The organism is Acidobacteriota bacterium, assembly GCA_035529075.1.
GTDB lineage: Bacteria > Zixibacteria > MSB-5A5 > GN15 > FEB-12 > DATKXK01.
The window spans coordinates 26232-43118 of sequence record DATKXK010000013.1 but is presented as its reverse complement, the minus strand read 5'-3'; the positions used below and the strand labels follow the sequence as shown (position 1 = coordinate 43118).

Sequence of the window (16887 nt, the reverse complement as noted above, 5' to 3'; positions counted from 1 at the left end):
CCGTGACGCTCCTGGCCGTACAGAAGATCTCCAAGAAATTTAAGGACCAGGTGATCCTGAATGAGGTGTCGTTCACGATCACGGACACGGACCGCGTGGCGCTGGTAGGCCGGAACGGAGAGGGGAAAACGACGCTGCTGGAGATTCTCGCCGGCAAATGTCAGGTTGACTCGGGCGAGGTTACCTGCTCGCGCAGCTGCGCCGTCGATTACGTTGAGCAGGAGAAATCCGGATACCTGGATCTCACCCTGTTCGAGTTTGTCGCCGAGGCGCGCCGTGACCTGCTCGCGATGCGCCAGGAGATCCGCAGACTCGAGGAAGAGCTGGCGGTGGATCCCCATGATGACGGCCGCCTGCGGCGTCTCGGCGAACTCCAGCAGGACTTTGAACGGGGTGGGGGGTTCGACCTTGAAACCGAGGTGGGCATTATCCTGCAGGGGCTGGGCTTTGAGTCGGAACGCTATGGCGAGCGTATGAGCAACTTCTCCGGGGGCGAGAAGAATCGTGCCGGGCTGGCCCGTATCCTGGCCGGAAAAGGGAACCTGCTGCTTCTGGACGAACCGACCAACCATCTGGACATCGAATCCACCGTCTGGCTCGAAGAATATCTGAGCAAGCTGAACAAAGCCTACGTGATAGTTTCTCACGATCGCGCCTTTCTCACGGCCACCGTAGATCAGGTCTGGGAACTGGCCGGCGGGCAGCTGGACGTGTACAGCGGAGGATTCGAACGCTATCTTGGGCGGCGGGTTGACCGGCGGCGTCTGGCCGAGCACCACTACAGGCATCAGCAGGAGCAGATTAAACGAATCGAGGAGTTCATCCGGCGCAACATGGCTGGCCAGAAGACAAAGCAGGCTCAGTCGAGATTGAAGTACCTCACTCGTATCAAGCGCCTTCCACCGCCCCGTGCCGACCTGCAGGGTCCGGCTATATCCGTGCAGTCTTCCGGACGTTCCTGGGCGCACGTGCTGGCGATGGAGGACGTGTCGCTCGGGTACGGCAGCAGGATCGTCCTGGAAGAAGTCGGCTTCGATATTTACCGCGGTGACAAAGTGGGTCTGATCGGGCGCAACGGGTCCGGTAAGTCGACCCTCCTGCGGGCACTCATAGGCGAGTTGGAGCCGATACAGGGCCGGCTGGCTTTGGGCAACAACGTCGATGTCGCGTATTTCGACCAGGAACTGTCAGACCTTGCCGACGATGCCACGGTTCTCGACAATATGTGGCGCGTCGATCCGGGCGCGGAGGCCAAGACCGTGCGCTCCTTTCTGGCGCGGTTCGGGCTGTCCGGCGACGAGGTGTTCAAGCCGGTCCTGGCGCTCTCGGGCGGGGAAAAGACCAAACTCTGCCTGGCGCGTCTTCTTTACCATCCGTCCAACCTGCTGCTTCTCGATGAGCCGACCAACCACCTGGATGTTTACGCCCGGGAGGCTCTCGAATCCGCGCTGAAAGAGTATGACGGCAGTTGCCTGGTGGTGAGTCATGATCGCTATTTTCTCGAGCAGGTGGCGGACCGAATCATATACCTGGATCGCGGACGCGCTGTCGTCTTCAACGGCAAGTACAGCGAATTTCGTGACAGGATGCAGACGTCGCAGGTTTCGGTGAAGGTCAAGGACGATGGTCAGAAGCGGGCCTGGGAGGACTTCAAGGCCCGGTCCAGGGAGCGTTCGAGGCGGCGCAAGGCAATTGAATCGACCCGGGCAAAGATCGCTACGCTGGAGCGTGAACTGGAACGCCTGGAGCAAGCGATGTCGCACGACATCCCGCGACACGACTGGGAGGAGCTTCAGCGTGCCGCAAATCGCAGGAAACAGGTGGAGAATGACATCCTCGACCTCTATGCAGGGCTCGAAAGTCTGGAGGGCGGGGAGGATGATTAAGCTGCTCTCGTTCTCGGGCTCGCCCGTGCAGGGCGGTTGCACCGAGATTCTGCTGCGCCGGGTGGCCGATGCCGTGGCTGAACACGCCGGGGGCGGAGGCCGCGTGGAGCACACCCTGGTGCGTCTGAACGACCTGAAGTTCATCCCCTGCCAGGCATGCGGAAAAGCCCCGACGCCGGATTACTGTTTCTACGAGGATGACCTCACGGGTCTTTACGAGAGCGTGGCCGCGTGCGACTGCATGTTGTTCGGCTCCCCGATCTACTTTGATTCCGTCTCGGCCCAGGCCAAGGCCTTTATCGACCGCTGCAACTGTTTTCGTCCGCCTGATTTTGGCGGTGTCGACCCGGACCATCGTTTTATCAGGCTTCTCGGCCGCAAGCGTCCGGGAGGGATTATCCTGGTCGGCAGCGAGGAGGGGTGGCTGGAGGGAGCGCGGCGCTGTATCGCGGGCTTGTTCAAGTGGATTGAGGTTGTCAACGAAGGCGTGATTACATATAGATCGTCCGACTACACCGAGGTCGGGTCGGTGGTATCCGACGGCCCGACTCTCGAGAAGGCCGTCCAACTCGGCCGGCATTTGGCAGACGTGTTGGCTGGTGACTATGCGCAGCGATGAACTTGAGCCGTACTACCGGGCTCGGGCACCGGAGTACGAGCAGATCTACTATCGTGATATCCCCGACCAGCGAGCGGAACTGGAAGCGGAAGCCGGCCGTCTGCAAGGTCTGGTGACCGGGAAGCGCGTTCTCGATCTGGCTTGCGGCACGGGCTACTGGACCGAAGTTATGGCGGGCTCAGCCGCCGGGATAACCGCCGTGGATATTTCCGCTGAAATGCTGTGTGAGGCCGCGAAGAAAACCTACGCCTGCCCGGTACGGTTCGTTCAGGGCAGCCTGCTGGACGTCCCGGAAGATGGAGGCAGGTACGACGTGGTCACCCTCGGTTTCTGGTTTTCTCATCAGCCCCGGCAGGAGTACGATCATCTGTATGACGTGATCACGGCGAGTCTCCAGCCGGACGGCCTGGCCTGGCTGCTTGACAACAGCCCGCCCGCTGAAAAATCGGAGGCGGACGTGGTGCGTGTCGATGAGCACGGCAACAGCTATAAGAGGCGGTGGCTGCGAGACGGCAGGGAGTTCGTCATTATCAAAAACTACTTCACCCGGGTACAGCTTGAGGCCGCGTTCAGCGACCGCTTTGACATCCGGAGGCTGGTATACGGGCGGTACTACTGGTCGGCCGTAGTCGGCCCCCGGGAGAAAGGGCCGGCAGGGTCGGCGGGCAGACCAGAGACAGTTCCGGACGGCGCGAGGTGACCGGGGTGGCCGCTGCTCGCCCGACCATCCGGAGTGGATAATGGACTTGCCATTGCGCCGATAAGTAGTATATTAATAGGCTTCGGGTTAAAAATGCACCAGGGGAACCCGATTTTGTTATATGAGAGTGGTAGACAATCCGATGGACTTGAGGTGACAGCAGTGAAATCCGGGATTCATCCTGAGTATCATGACGTAACGGTTACGTGCGCCTGCGGAGCGACCTACACGACGCGGTCGACCAAAAAGAGCATCAGCGTCGAGATTTGTTCCAATTGCCATCCCTACTATACGGGGAAGCAGAAACTGATCGATACGGCCGGGCGCGTCGAGCGGTACCGTCGGAAGTACGGATTGACGGCAAAGAAGTAGATCAGTCGCTTTGGCAGCCGAAAAAAACGGCCATCTGATTTCACGGGCGGAGCGTAGATTCTGTGCCTCGCTCGTCGTTTTGTGTGGGCGGGCGGCGCCGCCACTTTGGCTGAAGGACAATTCGCTGCAACGAACAGGTAGCCATGCCCGATCCTAACGTTGGTGGACAGGCGGTAATCGAAGGCGTCATGATGCGGTCGAAGGATCGTGTCGCGACGGCCGTTCGCATACCCAGCGGAGAGATACTGGTCAAGACCGAGGAGTACCGGTCGATGACCTCGCGTCGTCGCATCCTGAACTTCCCGATTCTCCGCGGCGCCATCGCATTCGTCGAGATGCTGGTGCTCGGGATCAAGACCCTGAACTTCTCGGCCGACATAGCTGTCCGCGAGCTCGAGAAGGAGGAGGCGGCAAGAAAGGGCGAGGCGTTTGTCGATCGGCCCAAGAGGAGCAACACCGTGGCCCTGGCGGCAACGGCCGTAGTGGCCCTTGCCCTCGGCGTGGGCCTGTTCTTTTTTCTTCCGCTGGCCCTCGCGAGCTATTTCAGCATCGACAGGGAGGCCGTCCCGTTCAACCTGCTGGCCGGTGCCATCCGGCTGACGCTGTTTATCCTGTACGTCTGGGCAATCTCACTGTTCAAGGACTTGAAGAGGATTTTCCAGTACCACGGGGCGGAGCACAAGTCCATATATGCGTATGAGTTGGGCGACGATCTGACGCCCGAGCGGGCTGCCGTGCACACTCGGCTTCATCCCCGTTGCGGGACGTCCTTTATCCTGATCGTGGTGTTGCTGGCCATTGCCGTTTACGCGGCTGCGGACAGCGTGTACACGCTGTGGGCCGGCCATCCGCCGGCTTTGCTGACCCGTTTTGCCGTGCATTTCGCGCTGCTGCCGCTGGTAGCCGGCGGGTCGTACGAACTGCTGAAGATCTCCGGCAAAACTCGTGACAATGCCATCACCCGGCTTCTGATTGTGCCGGGGCTGTGGTTGCAGCGGATCACCACGAAAGAACCTTCGATGGACCAGCTTGAGGTAGGCATAGTGGCGCTCGAGGCGGCGCTGGGCGTCACGGAATCCAAGCTGTCATGTAAGCGGACCGCCGTCACGTAGGCATACAGGTGACCGCTTGCCCAGGCGGGCTTTTTCTGGTAACATTGATAAGAAAGTAACGCTGTGTGATGCCATATGCTTGAGATGGTTGAAAAACTCGAACGCAAACTCCAGGAACTCGACGAGGCCCTGTCCGATCCCTCCAATCAGGTCGACCGCAACAAACTGATCGGGCTTAACCGGGAACGCCGCCGGGTTGAGGAGATGCTCCTGCTCGGGCGCCGCTATCGCCGTATCAAGGCTGAGATGGAGGAGGCACGGCAGATAATCAGGGAAGACCAGGACGACGAACTTGTCGCGGTGGCCCGCGAGGAACTGCCGGGCTTGGAGCCGCAGTTTGACGAGGCCGAAGAAGCCTTCAAACTGGCCCTGTTGCCGCGAGATCCGGACGATGAAAAGGCGGCTATTATAGAAATCCGGGCCGGGACCGGCGGCGACGAGGCCGGGCTCTTTGCCGGAGATATCTTCCGCATGTACCAGCGGTATGCCGATCACAAGGGCTGGAAAATGGAGATCCTCAACTCAAACGCCGCCGGTGCCGGCGGCTTCAAGGAAATAGTGTTCTCGCTCAGTGGCAACGGCACCTACGGAAACATGAAGTATGAATCCGGCGTGCACCGGGTGCAGCGGGTCCCGGCCACCGAGACCCAGGGGCGTATCCACACGTCCGCCGTGACCGTAGCGGTGTTTCGCGAGGCTGAAGAAGTCGACATCGACATCAAGGAGGCCGATCTGAAGGTCGACGTCTACCGGTCTTCCGGCCCGGGCGGCCAGTCGGTCAATACCACCGACTCGGCCGTGCGCATCACCCACCGGCCCACCGGGCTTGTCGTTACCTGTCAGGACGAGAAATCACAGTTGAAAAACAAGGTCCGGGCGATGAAGGTGCTTCGCGCCCGGCTGTATGATCGGATGATGGAGGAGCAAAGAGCAAAGATGGCCGAAGAACGGCGGTCGATGGTTTCGACCGGCGACCGGTCGGCCAAGATCCGAACCTACAATTACCCGCAGTCACGCGTCACGGATCACCGGATCAACCTGACGCTTTACCGGCTTGACGAAATCCTGGCCGGTGATCTCGACTGTCTCATAGACTCGCTGTCCCGTCATGATCAGGAGCAGCGACTTCACCTGCAAACCAGCTAGACATCCCTGAACAAGGTATGAAGTATTTCAAAATCGCCCTGGCTCTTATTCTAACCGTTATCATGCTGTACGTTGCGCGCACGAATTCGCGCGGGAGACCGGAAATTGTCAGTCATGTCGAGGCCGGGTATACTTTCCAGATGACCACCGTGCCCAAGATTGTTGAGCATCAATCGGATCGGATAACCCTGGCTGTGACCGGCCCGGCGGCCCCCGGCACCCGGGTGTGGTTTCGGACCTCACAGCCGGCCGACGTCCCGGCGGACAATGCCGATGCTTTCGCCCGCGTGCAGATGCAGCCGGACCCCGGATCTCGGGGCGAGTATTTCACGGAGGTGACGGCGGGACGGCTGGGCGGGCGATTTTACTACTATTTTGAGCTTACCGACAGCACCGGCTCCAGGCTGGCGACATTTACGGTGGAGGGCGGGGCGCCCTTTGTTCTGAAGTACTTTGGTGAAGTCCCCAAGGTAGTCACGCTGGCGCATATTGCGACTATCTTCGCTACCGTCTTCTTCATTGCGCTGGCCGCGGTGAGCGCGCTGTCGGTGCTCAGGGGGAGCGGCGAGGTCAGACTCTTGACAATCCATCTATTCCTGGCCGCCGTTTTCGCCTTTCTCGGCGGGTACGTGTTCGGTATCCCCATGAATTACTTTGCGTTCGACGTTCTGTGGGAGGGAGTTCCGTTCGGCACCGACGCCACCGACAACAAAACACAGCTTCTGTTTGTCTACCTGCTGTTCGCCGTCCTGAGCAGCCTCGGCACGCTGACCCGGGGGAAGCTGGGCCGAGACATATACTCAGGCAAGGCGCTCGGCTGGGTCGGTCTGGGCGCGTTTGCGGTGATGTTGTTCATATACCTTATCCCGCACTCAATCCAGTTTTCCTCGACGCTCACGTACGCGTTCTGTTATTCGTGGATCGGGGTGACGGCACTGCTTTACGTGGTCGGCTATTTGAGGTCGGGACGAATTGCCGGGCGAATGGCGTGATTGAACACCTCCCACGGTACATCGCTGAGAAAGCCCGTGTGCTGGAGCAGGCCGGAATCCCGTCCGGGCGGGCGGAGGTGGAACTGATTCTCTGCCACGTGCTCGACGTTGACCGGCTGGCCCTTTACCTTCACGGCGCCGGCATGCTCGACCGGCCCAGGCGTGAGCGTGTCGACGAAATCCTCAGCCGGCGCGCGACACGATATCCGCTTCAGTATATCCTCGGCGAGGCCTGGTTTTACGGGCGTCGGTTTGTCGTGTCGCCGGCCGTGATGGTTCCCGTACCCGAGACGGAACTTCTGTGCCAGCGGGCGGTGGCATGGACACGGGCCGGCCGGGTCCCGCAGCCACGAATTCTTGATCTGGGCGCGGGTTCGGGCGTTATTGCGGTCACCATGGCCTGCGAAGTCGAACATTCCTCGGTCACCGCCCTGGACGTCTCCCCGGAAGCTCTCAGCGTTGCCAGGCGTAACGCCGGGGACCACGGAGTGCTGGAGCGAATTGATTTTCGCCGGTCCGACTTCTTCTCGGCCCTGGAACCCGACGAACGATTCGACTTGATCCTGTCCAACCCGCCGTATATACGTTACGGTGACTACAAGGGCCTTCCTCCCGAAGTCAAGGCCGATCCCAGGATTGCCCTGACGGCCGGGGAGGATGGGATGGACGCGATCAGAGTGATCGTTCAGGACGCTCCGGGCCACCTGGCTGCCAACGGAATGATTGCGTTTGAGGTCGGCTACGATCAGGCCGGGGCCGTTGCCGCCCTGACCGAAAACGACGGCCGCTACAAATCGATAGACATCATGAAAGATCTGAACGACATCGACCGGGTCGTAATCCTCTCCTGTGACGGGTGACGCACGTGCCGCGCGAAACCGGCAGAGCCAGACGAGAACGGGCGGGGAAGGTTATCCGGCTCCTGCGGAAAGCGTATCCCGGGGCGAAGTGTACGCTCGACTACGAGACGGTGCACCAGCTTATGGTGGCGACGATTCTCTCGGCTCAGTGCACCGATGAGCGGGTTAACATGGTGACGCCGGGATTGTTCGAAGAGTATCGATCCGTTCAGGCATTTGCCGAGGCCGAACTCGACGATCTCAGGCAGGCGATATACACGACCGGGTTCTATGCCAACAAGGCAAGGGCTATCCGGGAGTCGGCGCGGGAACTGCTGGAGAGGCACAAGGGAGAGGTCCCCCGTACGCTGGAGCAGTTGGTGAAGCTGACCGGTGTGGGGCGGAAGACGGCCTCCGTCGTTCTTGGCGCCGGGTACGGCCTCGCCGAAGGCATAGTCGTCGACACCCACGTCGCGCGGGTCAGCCGGCTGCTCCGTTTTACGTCGGAACGCACTCCGGACAAGATCGAGCGCGACCTGATGAAGATCATACCGGAGAGTGACTGGATCGGTTACTCGCATCTTATGATTCAGCACGGCCGCTCGGTTTGCAAAGCGCGCCGCCCGGAGTGCTCCGGGTGTGTCCTGAGCACGCTGTGCCCCTCGGCCGGCCATGAGCGGCCGGGGAGCAGTCAGCCCGGGCCGCAGGCAACCTGAGCGGGTGCCGATAGTATACATAGATAGACAATGTGGTACTGGGTTCTCATATTGCTGGCGGCGGTTGCCGTAGTCATGATGCTTCGAGTGCGGGTGCGTTTTGAGCTGGCCGCGGGTCGCCGTCGACTGTTTCTCGGGCTGGGCCGGTCCGGCGCCGACCTGGACCTGGCACGTAAATCCGGCAGAGTGCGGTTATTCGGCCTTGGGGTGAGGTCGTTCAGTCTGGCCCGAAGGGAGCCGGAGGTTCGAGAAGAACCTCGCGTGGAGAAGCGCAAGCCGAAGAAGCGTGGACGCGAGCGTTCGCTTCGAGACGCCGTGAGACTCTTTCCACGAGTGGCGGGAGCATTCTGGTCGTACGTGGTCGGCCTCCTGCGAGCCGTGACCGTCGAGGAAGCTGACGGTGAGATTCGAGCCGGGTTTGACGCTCCTGATCTGACGGGGATGACATTCGGTTGGTACGAGGCCGCGCTGGCCGCCGTGCCCTCGGTGATGTCCCGAATGCGATTCGTGCCTGACTGGACCGGCCCCTCCCTGTCCGGCGCCCTGCGCCTGTCAGTCGCAATTCCCCTGTATAGTCTGTTGTGGCATTCGCTTGTCTTGATACTCAGCCTCCCTCTAAGAAAAGTGATCAAATTGGCGATAGGAGAAAAGAAAGGAGTCCAGGATGGCTAACAATGTGGTGGAGGTTCTCCGGGGGGTCGTAGGGGAACTCAAGGACATGGCCCGTTCGGAAACGATTATCGGCGAGCCGATAACCGTTGGCGACAAGACGGTCATTCCGGTGGTGAAGATCTCCGTTGGTTTCGGCGCCGGCGGAGGCCAGAGCGAGCCGTCAAAGGGCGACACGGGCTTCGGGGGCGGTGGCGGCGGCGGGGCGAAGATCGAGCCGGCCGCGTTTATCATAATGGACAAAGACGGTATCCGCCTGCTGCCGGCACAGAAAGGCAAGTGGGAAGGTGTCATTGAATCTATTCCAGGGATAGCCAAGAAGATCGCCAAGTGGAAAGACAAGCTGAAATCAGAAAAAGGTGAAGGCGAGGCCGGTCAGGAGGATGAATCGGAGCGGGACGAGCCTGAGAAAGCAGACGATTAGCGGTTGAATCTAGCCGCAGGCAGAGCAACGAAGAAGCCGACCCGGGTCGGCTTTTTTCGCTTATATAGCCGGCGTCGCCGGAAGGCAAGCCCTTCACTTACAGTCACATACGGGAGTTCTGTTCAGGTCCTTGCGTGTCGGGACCGGGCTGCAGCCCGGCTTCGCAGGTGGTCGGCTGGGTTCTCGGCGGATGCTAATAGTAATGTCGGCAAGTGCTTAGGCGGCGGAACAAACCGGGTCGCCGGTTGTTCTTGAGAGGTAAAGATTTGCTTGGAAAGCTCTCCAGGCCCGTGTATATTCGGCTGTGGGGACAGTCTTTGGCTGTTCAGTTTTTGAACCATTAGTCGATAAAGCGAGGAGCAAGAAGGATTTGAATCTGAGTTGGTACGTTCTGATGGCCGGCAGCCCCGAAGGCGGGGGCGGTCAGTATATGCTGATCTGGTTCGGGCTGATCTTTGTGCTGATCTACATGACCATGATCCGGCCTCAGCGAAAACGGCAGAAGGAGCACCGTATGCTCCTGGGAGAGCTGAAAAAAGGAGATAAAGTAGTAACCAACAGCGGCATGTTTGGGACGATCTTCGCCATTGATGAAGATCGTGGTCGCGTGGTTTTGAAAATCGGCGACGATGTCAAGCTGGAGTTTCTCAAGAACTCCATAGCCGCGAAAGTAGACAAGTAGGTTTACACCTGAGGAGTTATCGTGGCTGAGCGACGGATCGTCTTGTATGGCGACCCGGTGTTGCGGGAAAAGGCTGTACCGGTTGATGAAATCAACCAGGATGTAAAAGATTTGGTGTCCGACTTAGTGGACACCCTCAAGAGACAAAGAGGTCTCGGTCTGGCGGCGCCCCAGGTTGGCGTATCGAAACGGATCTTTGCAGTCGACCTTTCGACAGTCGACATTTCGGAATCCGTAAGGGTTTTTATTAATCCGGAAATACTGGAGACGACGGGGCAGGTGGAGATGGAAGAAGGCTGTTTGTCGTTTCCCGGTATTTACCAGCGAATTGTGCGGCCCGCCACGGTGCGGGTTCGCGCCACCGACCTCGACGGCAAACAGTTTGAGATCACACTGGATGGTCTGACTGCTCGCGCAGTCCTTCACGAGTATGACCATCTCGATGGCGTCCTGTTCATCGACCTCATGTCACCATTCGCGAGAACGCTGCTCAAAGGCAAGCTCAGGAAGCTTGCAGTTGCTTTGTAGTGGCTCTTCCCGCTCGCCAGCGGCCGGTCTTCGTCATTCCGCCCGGTCGTCGCCCGCTCGCAGGATGACCTAACGTTCGGTCACGGTTCGATCCAAGGATGAGAATTGTGTTTATGGGTACGCCCGAGTTCGCTCGAGTGGCACTGGCGTCCCTGTGCGAGTCAAAGCATGAGGTCCTGGCGGTGGTAACCGGCCGGGATCAGCGGACCGGACGTGGGCGGAAACTTCGTCCCACCGTCTGTCGGCTCGAGGCCGAAAGGCGCGGTCTGCCGGTGCTTATGCCGGACTCGCTCAGGGATGAGGAGCTGTACGAGTCTCTTGAGGCCCTGCAAGCGGACGTGTTCGTGGTGTGTGCGTTCCGAATCCTGCCCCGATGCCTGTTCTCGCTGCCCGCGCATGGGTCAGTCAATATCCATGCCTCGCTGCTTCCCAGGTACCGTGGAGCGGCCCCGATTAACTGGGCCCTCGTCAACGGCGAGAAGGAGACCGGTCTGACCGCGTTTTTCCTGAGGGAAGCGGTCGACGCCGGGGATGCCATCGTGCAGCAGACGGTGGCCATCGATGAGAACGACACCTATGACACGCTGTCGGCGCGGTTGAGCGAACTGGCCGGACCGTTCCTTCTCAAGACCCTGGACATGATCGAATCCGGCAACTTCACGCCGCAGCCACAGGACGAATCGCAGGCCAGTCGGGCGCCGAAAATCGGCCCGGTCGACGCCATGATCGACTTCGGTTTTCCAGCCCGCAACGTGCGCAACTTCGTCCGCGGCATGGCCACCAAACCCGGTGCCTATACCTTCTTCCGCGGGAAGAAGTTGAAAGTGCACGCGTGCGCCGCGAGAGATGCGTCGAGCAGCCCCGAGGCTCGTCCCGGCACCATTCTTACGGTTGACAGGCATTTGGTGGTGCAGTGCGACCGCTCGGCGGTGGAGCTTCTCCGGATCGTGCCCGAGGGCGGGAAAGAAATGGACGGCCTGGCGTTTGTCAACGGCTACAGGCCGCGACCGGGAGAAATCCTTGGTGAAATTCCTCACGGGGTGAAGGAGTGACCGTGAAAAAAGAAATCATCATCAATTCCACGGAATACGAAACCCGCGTGGCCATCCTGGAGGATGGCAAGCTGGTGGAGTTGCAGGTGGAGAGGCCCGATTCCGACCGCATGGTCGGCGACATCTACAAGGGAAAAATCCAGACTGTCCTGCCGGGTATGCAGGCCGCGTTTGTAGATATCGGTATGGAACGAGCAGCCTACCTGCACTCCTCCGATATCGGCAAAGCGGACCGGGGTCGGTACGAGTCGGAATCGATGGAAGAAGAGGAATCGCCCGCGGAAATCATCCGCAAACGTCGTCGCGAAGGCATCGAGAAGGTGCTTCGGCGCAACCAGGAGGTTCTGGTCCAGGTGATCAAGGAACCTATATCCACCAAGGGCCCGCGCCTGTCGACGGAGATCACTATCGCCGGCCGCTTCCTGGTGCTGGTGCCCGACGACGACCAGATCCGGATATCCAAGCGGATAAGCGACTGGGGTGAACGGCGGCGGCTAAGGAAGATTGTAGCCCCGCTGCGCCCCGAGGGCTTCGGTCTTATCATCAGGACCGAGGCGGAGGGCAAGCAGGACCACCATTATCGTGCCGATGTCAAGAGGCTTCTGAAGCTGTGGGCCAAGCTCAAGAGAAAGGCGGATACGCTGCCGGCCCCGACTTCGATACACAAAGAAGCGGAAATGCTCATCTCGATGATCCGGGACGTCTTTAACGATGACGTCGAGCGCGTGGTAGTGGACGACCGCTCGGACTATAAGAAGATCGTCAGTTTTGCCCGCCAGGTCGCGCCTGATTTGAAGCGACGGGTTCAGCTTTACAAGGGACAACTCCCGCTGTTCGACCAGTACCGCCTGGAGCCGGAAATCGATAAGATGCTCAACCGGAAGGTCTGGATTCGCAAGGGCGCCTACATCGTGATCGACCAGACCGAGGCGATGGTGACGATCGACGTCAATACCGGTCGGTTTGTCGGCGGCAAGGATCAGGAGCAGACGATTTTTGAAACCAACCTGCTGGCGGCTCGGGAGATTGCACAGCAGATCCAGCTGAGGGATATCGGCGGCCTTATCATCTGCGATTTCATCGACATGTACAGCCGCGAGAACCGTCGCAAGCTGTTCGAGGTGTTCAAGAGCTACTTGAAGCACGACCGGGCCAAATGGGGAATGAATCCCGTGACCGAATTCGGCCTGATTGAAATGACCCGAGAGCGGGTGCGTCCTTCGCACATGCAGACACTGTCCGAACCGTGCCCGCACTGCGAGGGCCTTGGACGGATCATGTCGCGAGGGAACATCGCCACCAAGATTGAACGCTGGTTTGTTCGCGCTCGGGCGGCGCACAAGTACGCAAACTATCATCTGGTCGTCAGCCCCCAGGTGGCCGCAACGCTAACCGAGAACGGCACCAACCGGGTCCAGAGAATCATGAGGGGGTGCCAGCTCCGCATCAACGTGATCCGGGACACCGCGATCCCGCAGGAGGAATACAAGGTTTACAACGCTGACGATAACACCGACATCACCGATAAGTACAGTGTATAGGCCGGTACGGTGTTGAGGTCCCGCCTCGGCGGGCGGTAAATGGGCGCGGCCCGGCGGGCCGCGCTTTTTTTTGCCAAACCAGTTGCTCCCGGCTCCGAATTTGTGTATTAAGTGCTCTATGGCCGACCGCGGATTAAATCTTGAGGTCGAGATCAAACTCCAACTCGGTTCGTTCCCGGACTACTTGAAACTGATTGGTTTTCTCGGCGCCGTTGAGTCTGAAGAGCGGCATATCAACGGGTTTTTCGACACCGAGGACCGCCGCCTGGCCGAATCCGGCTGGGTGCTGCGCGTGCGCGCCGAGGATGACCGCGGCCTCGTGACGCTCAAGAGTCTGGGGGCACCGCGTGGGGCAGCCGTAGTGCGGGAGGAGATGGAAGCTGAGATCGGTCGGGCCGTTGCCATGGAGGTGCTCAACCTCCGCATGGACGTGCTCGGGCTGGCCGTGGAACCGGTCGAGTATGTCAAAAAGGAGTTTCCCGAACTCAGCCTGGCCCGCCTGATACAGTTCCATAACACCCGTCAGAAGAAGCGCTTCAAGATCGGCGACTACCACTACACGCTCGAGATAGACCGCACCGAGTTCGCCGACGGCTCCATTGACTACGAGCTCGAGGTGGAGCTGAAGGATGCCGATCGCGTGGAAGTCATTCAGGACTGCCTGCGCCACCTTTTCACCTCGCTGGGCATCGCGTTTGTGCCCCAGGAAAAGAGCAAGTACGAGCGGGCCTTACGACGGGCCGGCCTGATCTGAGTCCGGGCGTCTGCAGAGTGTTCTCTTTCATCGGGGAGTCGGAATCATACCGGCAGCATCATCCTTGGTGCCTCGCGGCGGGGATGTGACCGTACTTTCTTCTCCGGCGACCCGGCCTAGCCGGCTGCATTGGGCGTGAGAAACGGGAGACGTATATGTCTAAGCCTGTAAACGAGTTCGAAAAAGAGCGGGCAGCAGCCAACGAGAGGGTGCTGGCCCGGGGCGATGTCAATATCAACCGGTTCTTCGCCCTGGACAATGCCGTCTACCGTGACGGCGCTCTTGACGCCAAGACCAAGGAGCTGCTCGGGCTGGTCGCGTCGCTGGTGCTGCGTTGCGATGACTGCATTGCCTACCACGTCATTCGGGCCAGGGAGGCGGGGACGACCGACAGGGAGTTTGACGAGGTCATGTCAATCGGGCTGGTTGTCGGCGGGTCGATAACCATTCCCCACATTCGGCGGGCTACCCTGCTCTGGGAGGAAGCCGCGGGGTAAGTCACCCGGCCATCTTGTTTTAACTTGCCAAAAAGGCCACGCCTTGCGATTGTCCAGTATGCTTCGGCGCATATTCACCACGCTGCCTCTTGTCCTGATTGCGCTTCCAGGCTGCGTGTCGGCCGCCAGCCTGACGGTTGAACACGGTTCGGATCTCCAGTCAGTGATCGATTTTGCGGGCGACGGCGACACCCTGATCCTGGGGGCCAAGACGTTTGAGGCTGCAGCGATGGCGTTTAACGACCCTTTGTGCGGAAACTGCCTGGACCCGCGGACGGGGGCTGCCGCCAGCTACGGGTTTGTCATCAGGGACAAAGCGCTGATCATCGTGGGTACGGACCGGACGGGAACGAAGCTCGTGACCAATGCCGGCTACGGCGTGTATTTCGAAAACTCGTACGGGTCGGTCCTGCGCAATCTCACCGTGACGGGCGGCGTCAGGGACGACGACGGTAACGCCACCGACGCGGGGATTGTCGTGCGCAGGTCCGAGGTCAAGATCGACTATGTTGACATCCGGGACAACACTGATCGTTCCGCCGACTCGAGCGTGGTGGTCGGCATTGGGGGCGTGTTCGGACGCGAGGGCGCCGAGATGGTCGTTTCTCACTGTAGCATTATCAACAACGGCTGGGACGGCCTGGCGCTGTATCGCGGGGCAACGGCCATTGTTGCCGACTGCGTGATCAAGGAGGGCCGGGGGGCCGGCATCGGCGTGACCTGGGACGCCTCCTGCGTCGCTTACCGCAACGAGATCGCCGGCTACTGGAAGGGTATCGGCTCGTTCGGGAGCTCCACGGTGGTTGCGCGCAACAATCTCGTGCATGAGAACCTCGGCTGGGGGATCGTCGGCACCGGCCAGTCGACCATGGAGGCCACCAACAACGTCGTGCATCACAACGGCAACTGCGGCGTGGCGCCCTGGTCCACCGAGAGCCGGGGGCGCTTCATCAATAACATTATCACCGAGAACGGCTGGCGGGACCAGTGGGTCTGCCCGTGCGTGGGCGTTTGGAACTACGGCGACTGGGCCAAGTGGGTCTTTCGAAACAACATCGTGTTCGGTAACAAGGCGCGTGACTATGAAGACATCTGGGACCAGACGGACATCAACGGCAACCTGAACGTCGACCCCCGGTTTGTCGGCGACGGGTCGTTCCGGCTTCAGGGTGACTCGCCGGCCCGGCACGCCGGCGACACGACTATTTACAACACTGACGGCACGGTTTCGCATATCGGTCTGTACGGCGGCGCCCAGGCCTGGCGGTAGGCGTCCGACCGGCGCATCCATAAGCTGAAGATAGTGAAACGCATAACCGCAGAAACACAACTGTAACAGGCAAAGGGAGAAATCCAATGAAACGCATTCTTGCCTTAGGAGGTATCCTCGTTGTCATGTTCGCCCTGGGCGCATTCTTGGGCTGCGGCGACGACGAAGACAAGGGTACCGGCTCCGGGCTCGACATCGGCGACACCACGAGCCTGGAGTTTCAGGCCGCGAGAGACATGTTCGAACAAAATGAGGGCCTCACCGAGATGACGCTTGACTACCTGTTCGACATCGTGGACTCGGTTTACAACCATCCCGATTTCCCGGGCAGCGCCGGCTCTCGCCGCAACGGGTATGATGCTGCCCTTCAGGTCGACTCGTTCCTGCTCGTCTACCACGCCGGGTCCCAGTACTGGTACGCTTACATAATGGACGCGGAAGGCGCGGACACGATGATTCTTCAAGACTCGGTTCAGTTCCTTCACGGCGTCCTGCCCGTGCAGTGGCCGGATTCGGCTCTGCTGACCGGTATCAAGACCGGGCTGGTATACACTTTTGACCGCCAATCGCTTAATGCCAGCGTCGTCGCTCATCAGCTTCTGTCAATCGTGGGTAACATTGCCGGGTATGGTGACGTGGTGATAAACGGCAGCCAGTCGGTGGCGCTGTCCGTTGTTACCGGCGAAGGTACGGTCTGCAACAACAGCCTGACGATGAACGCAACGTTTAGCAATATCGCGCTGAATATCGAGGACATGCAAATGAATGACGCCTGCCCGACGGCGGGCAAGATCACCCATACCGGCAATATCAGTATCGATTGCGAGGGTGACTACACGTACTCGTACAGCGGTAGCTGGGCGATTAGCCAGACGTTCGACGGCAACGAGATCCACTACGTCTTCGAGAACTCCACCACGCGCTGGACGTACACTGACTACTGCCACGAGGGGCTCACCAGGCACGGACTGCTCGACCACCCGGTCTTCGGTGGCAAACGGTAGTATCCGGTCAGGAGATTCAGTCGGTCGGGACAGACCTGACAGCAAGGAGGCCGCTTGCGGCCTCCTTTTTCTTTGGCCCCGGCG

The 16887-nt window shown here is 59.9% G+C and carries 19 protein-coding genes; all 19 read left to right on the top strand.

Features of this window, described 5'->3' with window-relative positions:
• The first annotated feature begins 2 nt into the window (after nucleotides 1-2).
• The 19 genes from VMY05_07250 (at nucleotide 3) to VMY05_07160 (ending at nucleotide 16803) form a co-directional block, all read left to right on the top strand.
• Nucleotides 3-1886 carry an ABC-F family ATP-binding cassette domain-containing protein gene (locus VMY05_07250; GenBank protein HUV30864.1) on the top strand — a complete coding sequence of 628 codons (1884 nt, stop codon included), beginning with the start codon at nucleotides 3-5 and terminating at the stop codon, nucleotides 1884-1886.
• Entirely contained in the window at nucleotides 1879-2505 is a 627-nt protein-coding gene (locus VMY05_07245; protein HUV30863.1) for a flavodoxin family protein, read from the top strand. The genes VMY05_07250 and VMY05_07245 overlap by 8 nt, the downstream gene beginning before the upstream one ends.
• Nucleotides 2492-3205: a class I SAM-dependent methyltransferase gene (locus tag VMY05_07240; protein ID HUV30862.1), complete on the top strand. Its 714-nt coding sequence runs from the start codon at nucleotides 2492-2494 to the stop codon at nucleotides 3203-3205. The genes VMY05_07245 and VMY05_07240 overlap by 14 nt, the downstream gene beginning before the upstream one ends.
• A gap of 162 nt (nucleotides 3206-3367) precedes the next feature.
• Nucleotides 3368-3577: a 50S ribosomal protein L31 gene (rpmE, locus tag VMY05_07235; GenBank protein ID HUV30861.1), complete on the top strand. Its 210-nt coding sequence runs from the start codon at nucleotides 3368-3370 to the stop codon at nucleotides 3575-3577.
• 188 nt (nucleotides 3578-3765) lie between these two features.
• The gene (locus VMY05_07230) at nucleotides 3766-4689 is read left to right on the top strand and encodes a DUF1385 domain-containing protein (GenBank protein HUV30860.1); all 924 of its coding nucleotides are present in this window, start codon (nucleotides 3766-3768) and stop codon (nucleotides 4687-4689) included.
• A 75-nt stretch (nucleotides 4690-4764) separates the two neighbouring features.
• Nucleotides 4765-5835, top strand: coding sequence for a peptide chain release factor 1 (gene prfA / locus VMY05_07225; GenBank protein HUV30859.1), 1071 nt, complete (start codon nucleotides 4765-4767; stop codon nucleotides 5833-5835).
• A 17-nt stretch (nucleotides 5836-5852) separates the two neighbouring features.
• Entirely contained in the window at nucleotides 5853-6827 is a 975-nt protein-coding gene (locus VMY05_07220; GenBank protein HUV30858.1) for a hypothetical protein, read from the top strand.
• Nucleotides 6824-7687, top strand: a complete 864-nt coding sequence (prmC, locus tag VMY05_07215; GenBank protein ID HUV30857.1) for a peptide chain release factor N(5)-glutamine methyltransferase — start codon at nucleotides 6824-6826, stop codon at nucleotides 7685-7687. The genes VMY05_07220 and prmC overlap by 4 nt, the downstream gene beginning before the upstream one ends.
• 5 nt (nucleotides 7688-7692) lie before the next feature.
• Nucleotides 7693-8382 (top strand): endonuclease III, encoded by a 690-nt coding sequence (nth, locus tag VMY05_07210; GenBank protein ID HUV30856.1) that lies wholly within the window; start codon nucleotides 7693-7695, stop codon nucleotides 8380-8382.
• Between the two features lie 30 nt (nucleotides 8383-8412).
• On the top strand, nucleotides 8413-9054 hold the full coding sequence (locus tag VMY05_07205; protein ID HUV30855.1) for a hypothetical protein: 642 nt from the start codon (nucleotides 8413-8415) through the stop codon (nucleotides 9052-9054).
• Nucleotides 9047-9475 (top strand): spore germination protein GerW family protein, encoded by a 429-nt coding sequence (locus tag VMY05_07200; GenBank protein HUV30854.1) that lies wholly within the window; start codon nucleotides 9047-9049, stop codon nucleotides 9473-9475. Before VMY05_07205 ends, VMY05_07200 begins: the two co-directional genes overlap by 8 nt.
• Before the next feature lie 370 nt (nucleotides 9476-9845).
• Entirely contained in the window at nucleotides 9846-10157 is a 312-nt protein-coding gene (yajC, locus tag VMY05_07195; protein HUV30853.1) for a preprotein translocase subunit YajC, read from the top strand.
• A 21-nt stretch (nucleotides 10158-10178) separates the two neighbouring features.
• The gene (gene def / locus VMY05_07190) at nucleotides 10179-10685 is read left to right on the top strand and encodes a peptide deformylase (protein HUV30852.1); all 507 of its coding nucleotides are present in this window, start codon (nucleotides 10179-10181) and stop codon (nucleotides 10683-10685) included.
• A 98-nt stretch (nucleotides 10686-10783) separates the two neighbouring features.
• Nucleotides 10784-11737: a methionyl-tRNA formyltransferase gene (gene fmt / locus VMY05_07185; protein ID HUV30851.1), complete on the top strand. Its 954-nt coding sequence runs from the start codon at nucleotides 10784-10786 to the stop codon at nucleotides 11735-11737.
• Nucleotides 11738-11739: 2 nt separating this feature from the next.
• Complete coding sequence (locus VMY05_07180; GenBank protein ID HUV30850.1) at nucleotides 11740-13278, top strand: Rne/Rng family ribonuclease; 1539 nt, start codon at nucleotides 11740-11742, stop codon at nucleotides 13276-13278.
• A gap of 118 nt (nucleotides 13279-13396) precedes the next feature.
• The gene (locus VMY05_07175; protein ID HUV30849.1) at nucleotides 13397-14032 is read left to right on the top strand and encodes a CYTH domain-containing protein; all 636 of its coding nucleotides are present in this window, start codon (nucleotides 13397-13399) and stop codon (nucleotides 14030-14032) included.
• Between the two features lie 155 nt (nucleotides 14033-14187).
• Complete coding sequence (locus VMY05_07170; GenBank protein HUV30848.1) at nucleotides 14188-14529, top strand: carboxymuconolactone decarboxylase family protein; 342 nt, start codon at nucleotides 14188-14190, stop codon at nucleotides 14527-14529.
• A gap of 58 nt (nucleotides 14530-14587) precedes the next feature.
• A complete protein-coding gene (locus VMY05_07165) occupies nucleotides 14588-15799 on the top strand; it encodes a right-handed parallel beta-helix repeat-containing protein (GenBank protein HUV30847.1) in 1212 nt (403 codons plus the stop codon).
• Nucleotides 15800-15885: 86 nt separating this feature from the next.
• On the top strand, nucleotides 15886-16803 hold the full coding sequence (locus VMY05_07160; protein HUV30846.1) for a hypothetical protein: 918 nt from the start codon (nucleotides 15886-15888) through the stop codon (nucleotides 16801-16803).
• Nucleotides 16804-16887 lie beyond the last annotated feature (84 nt).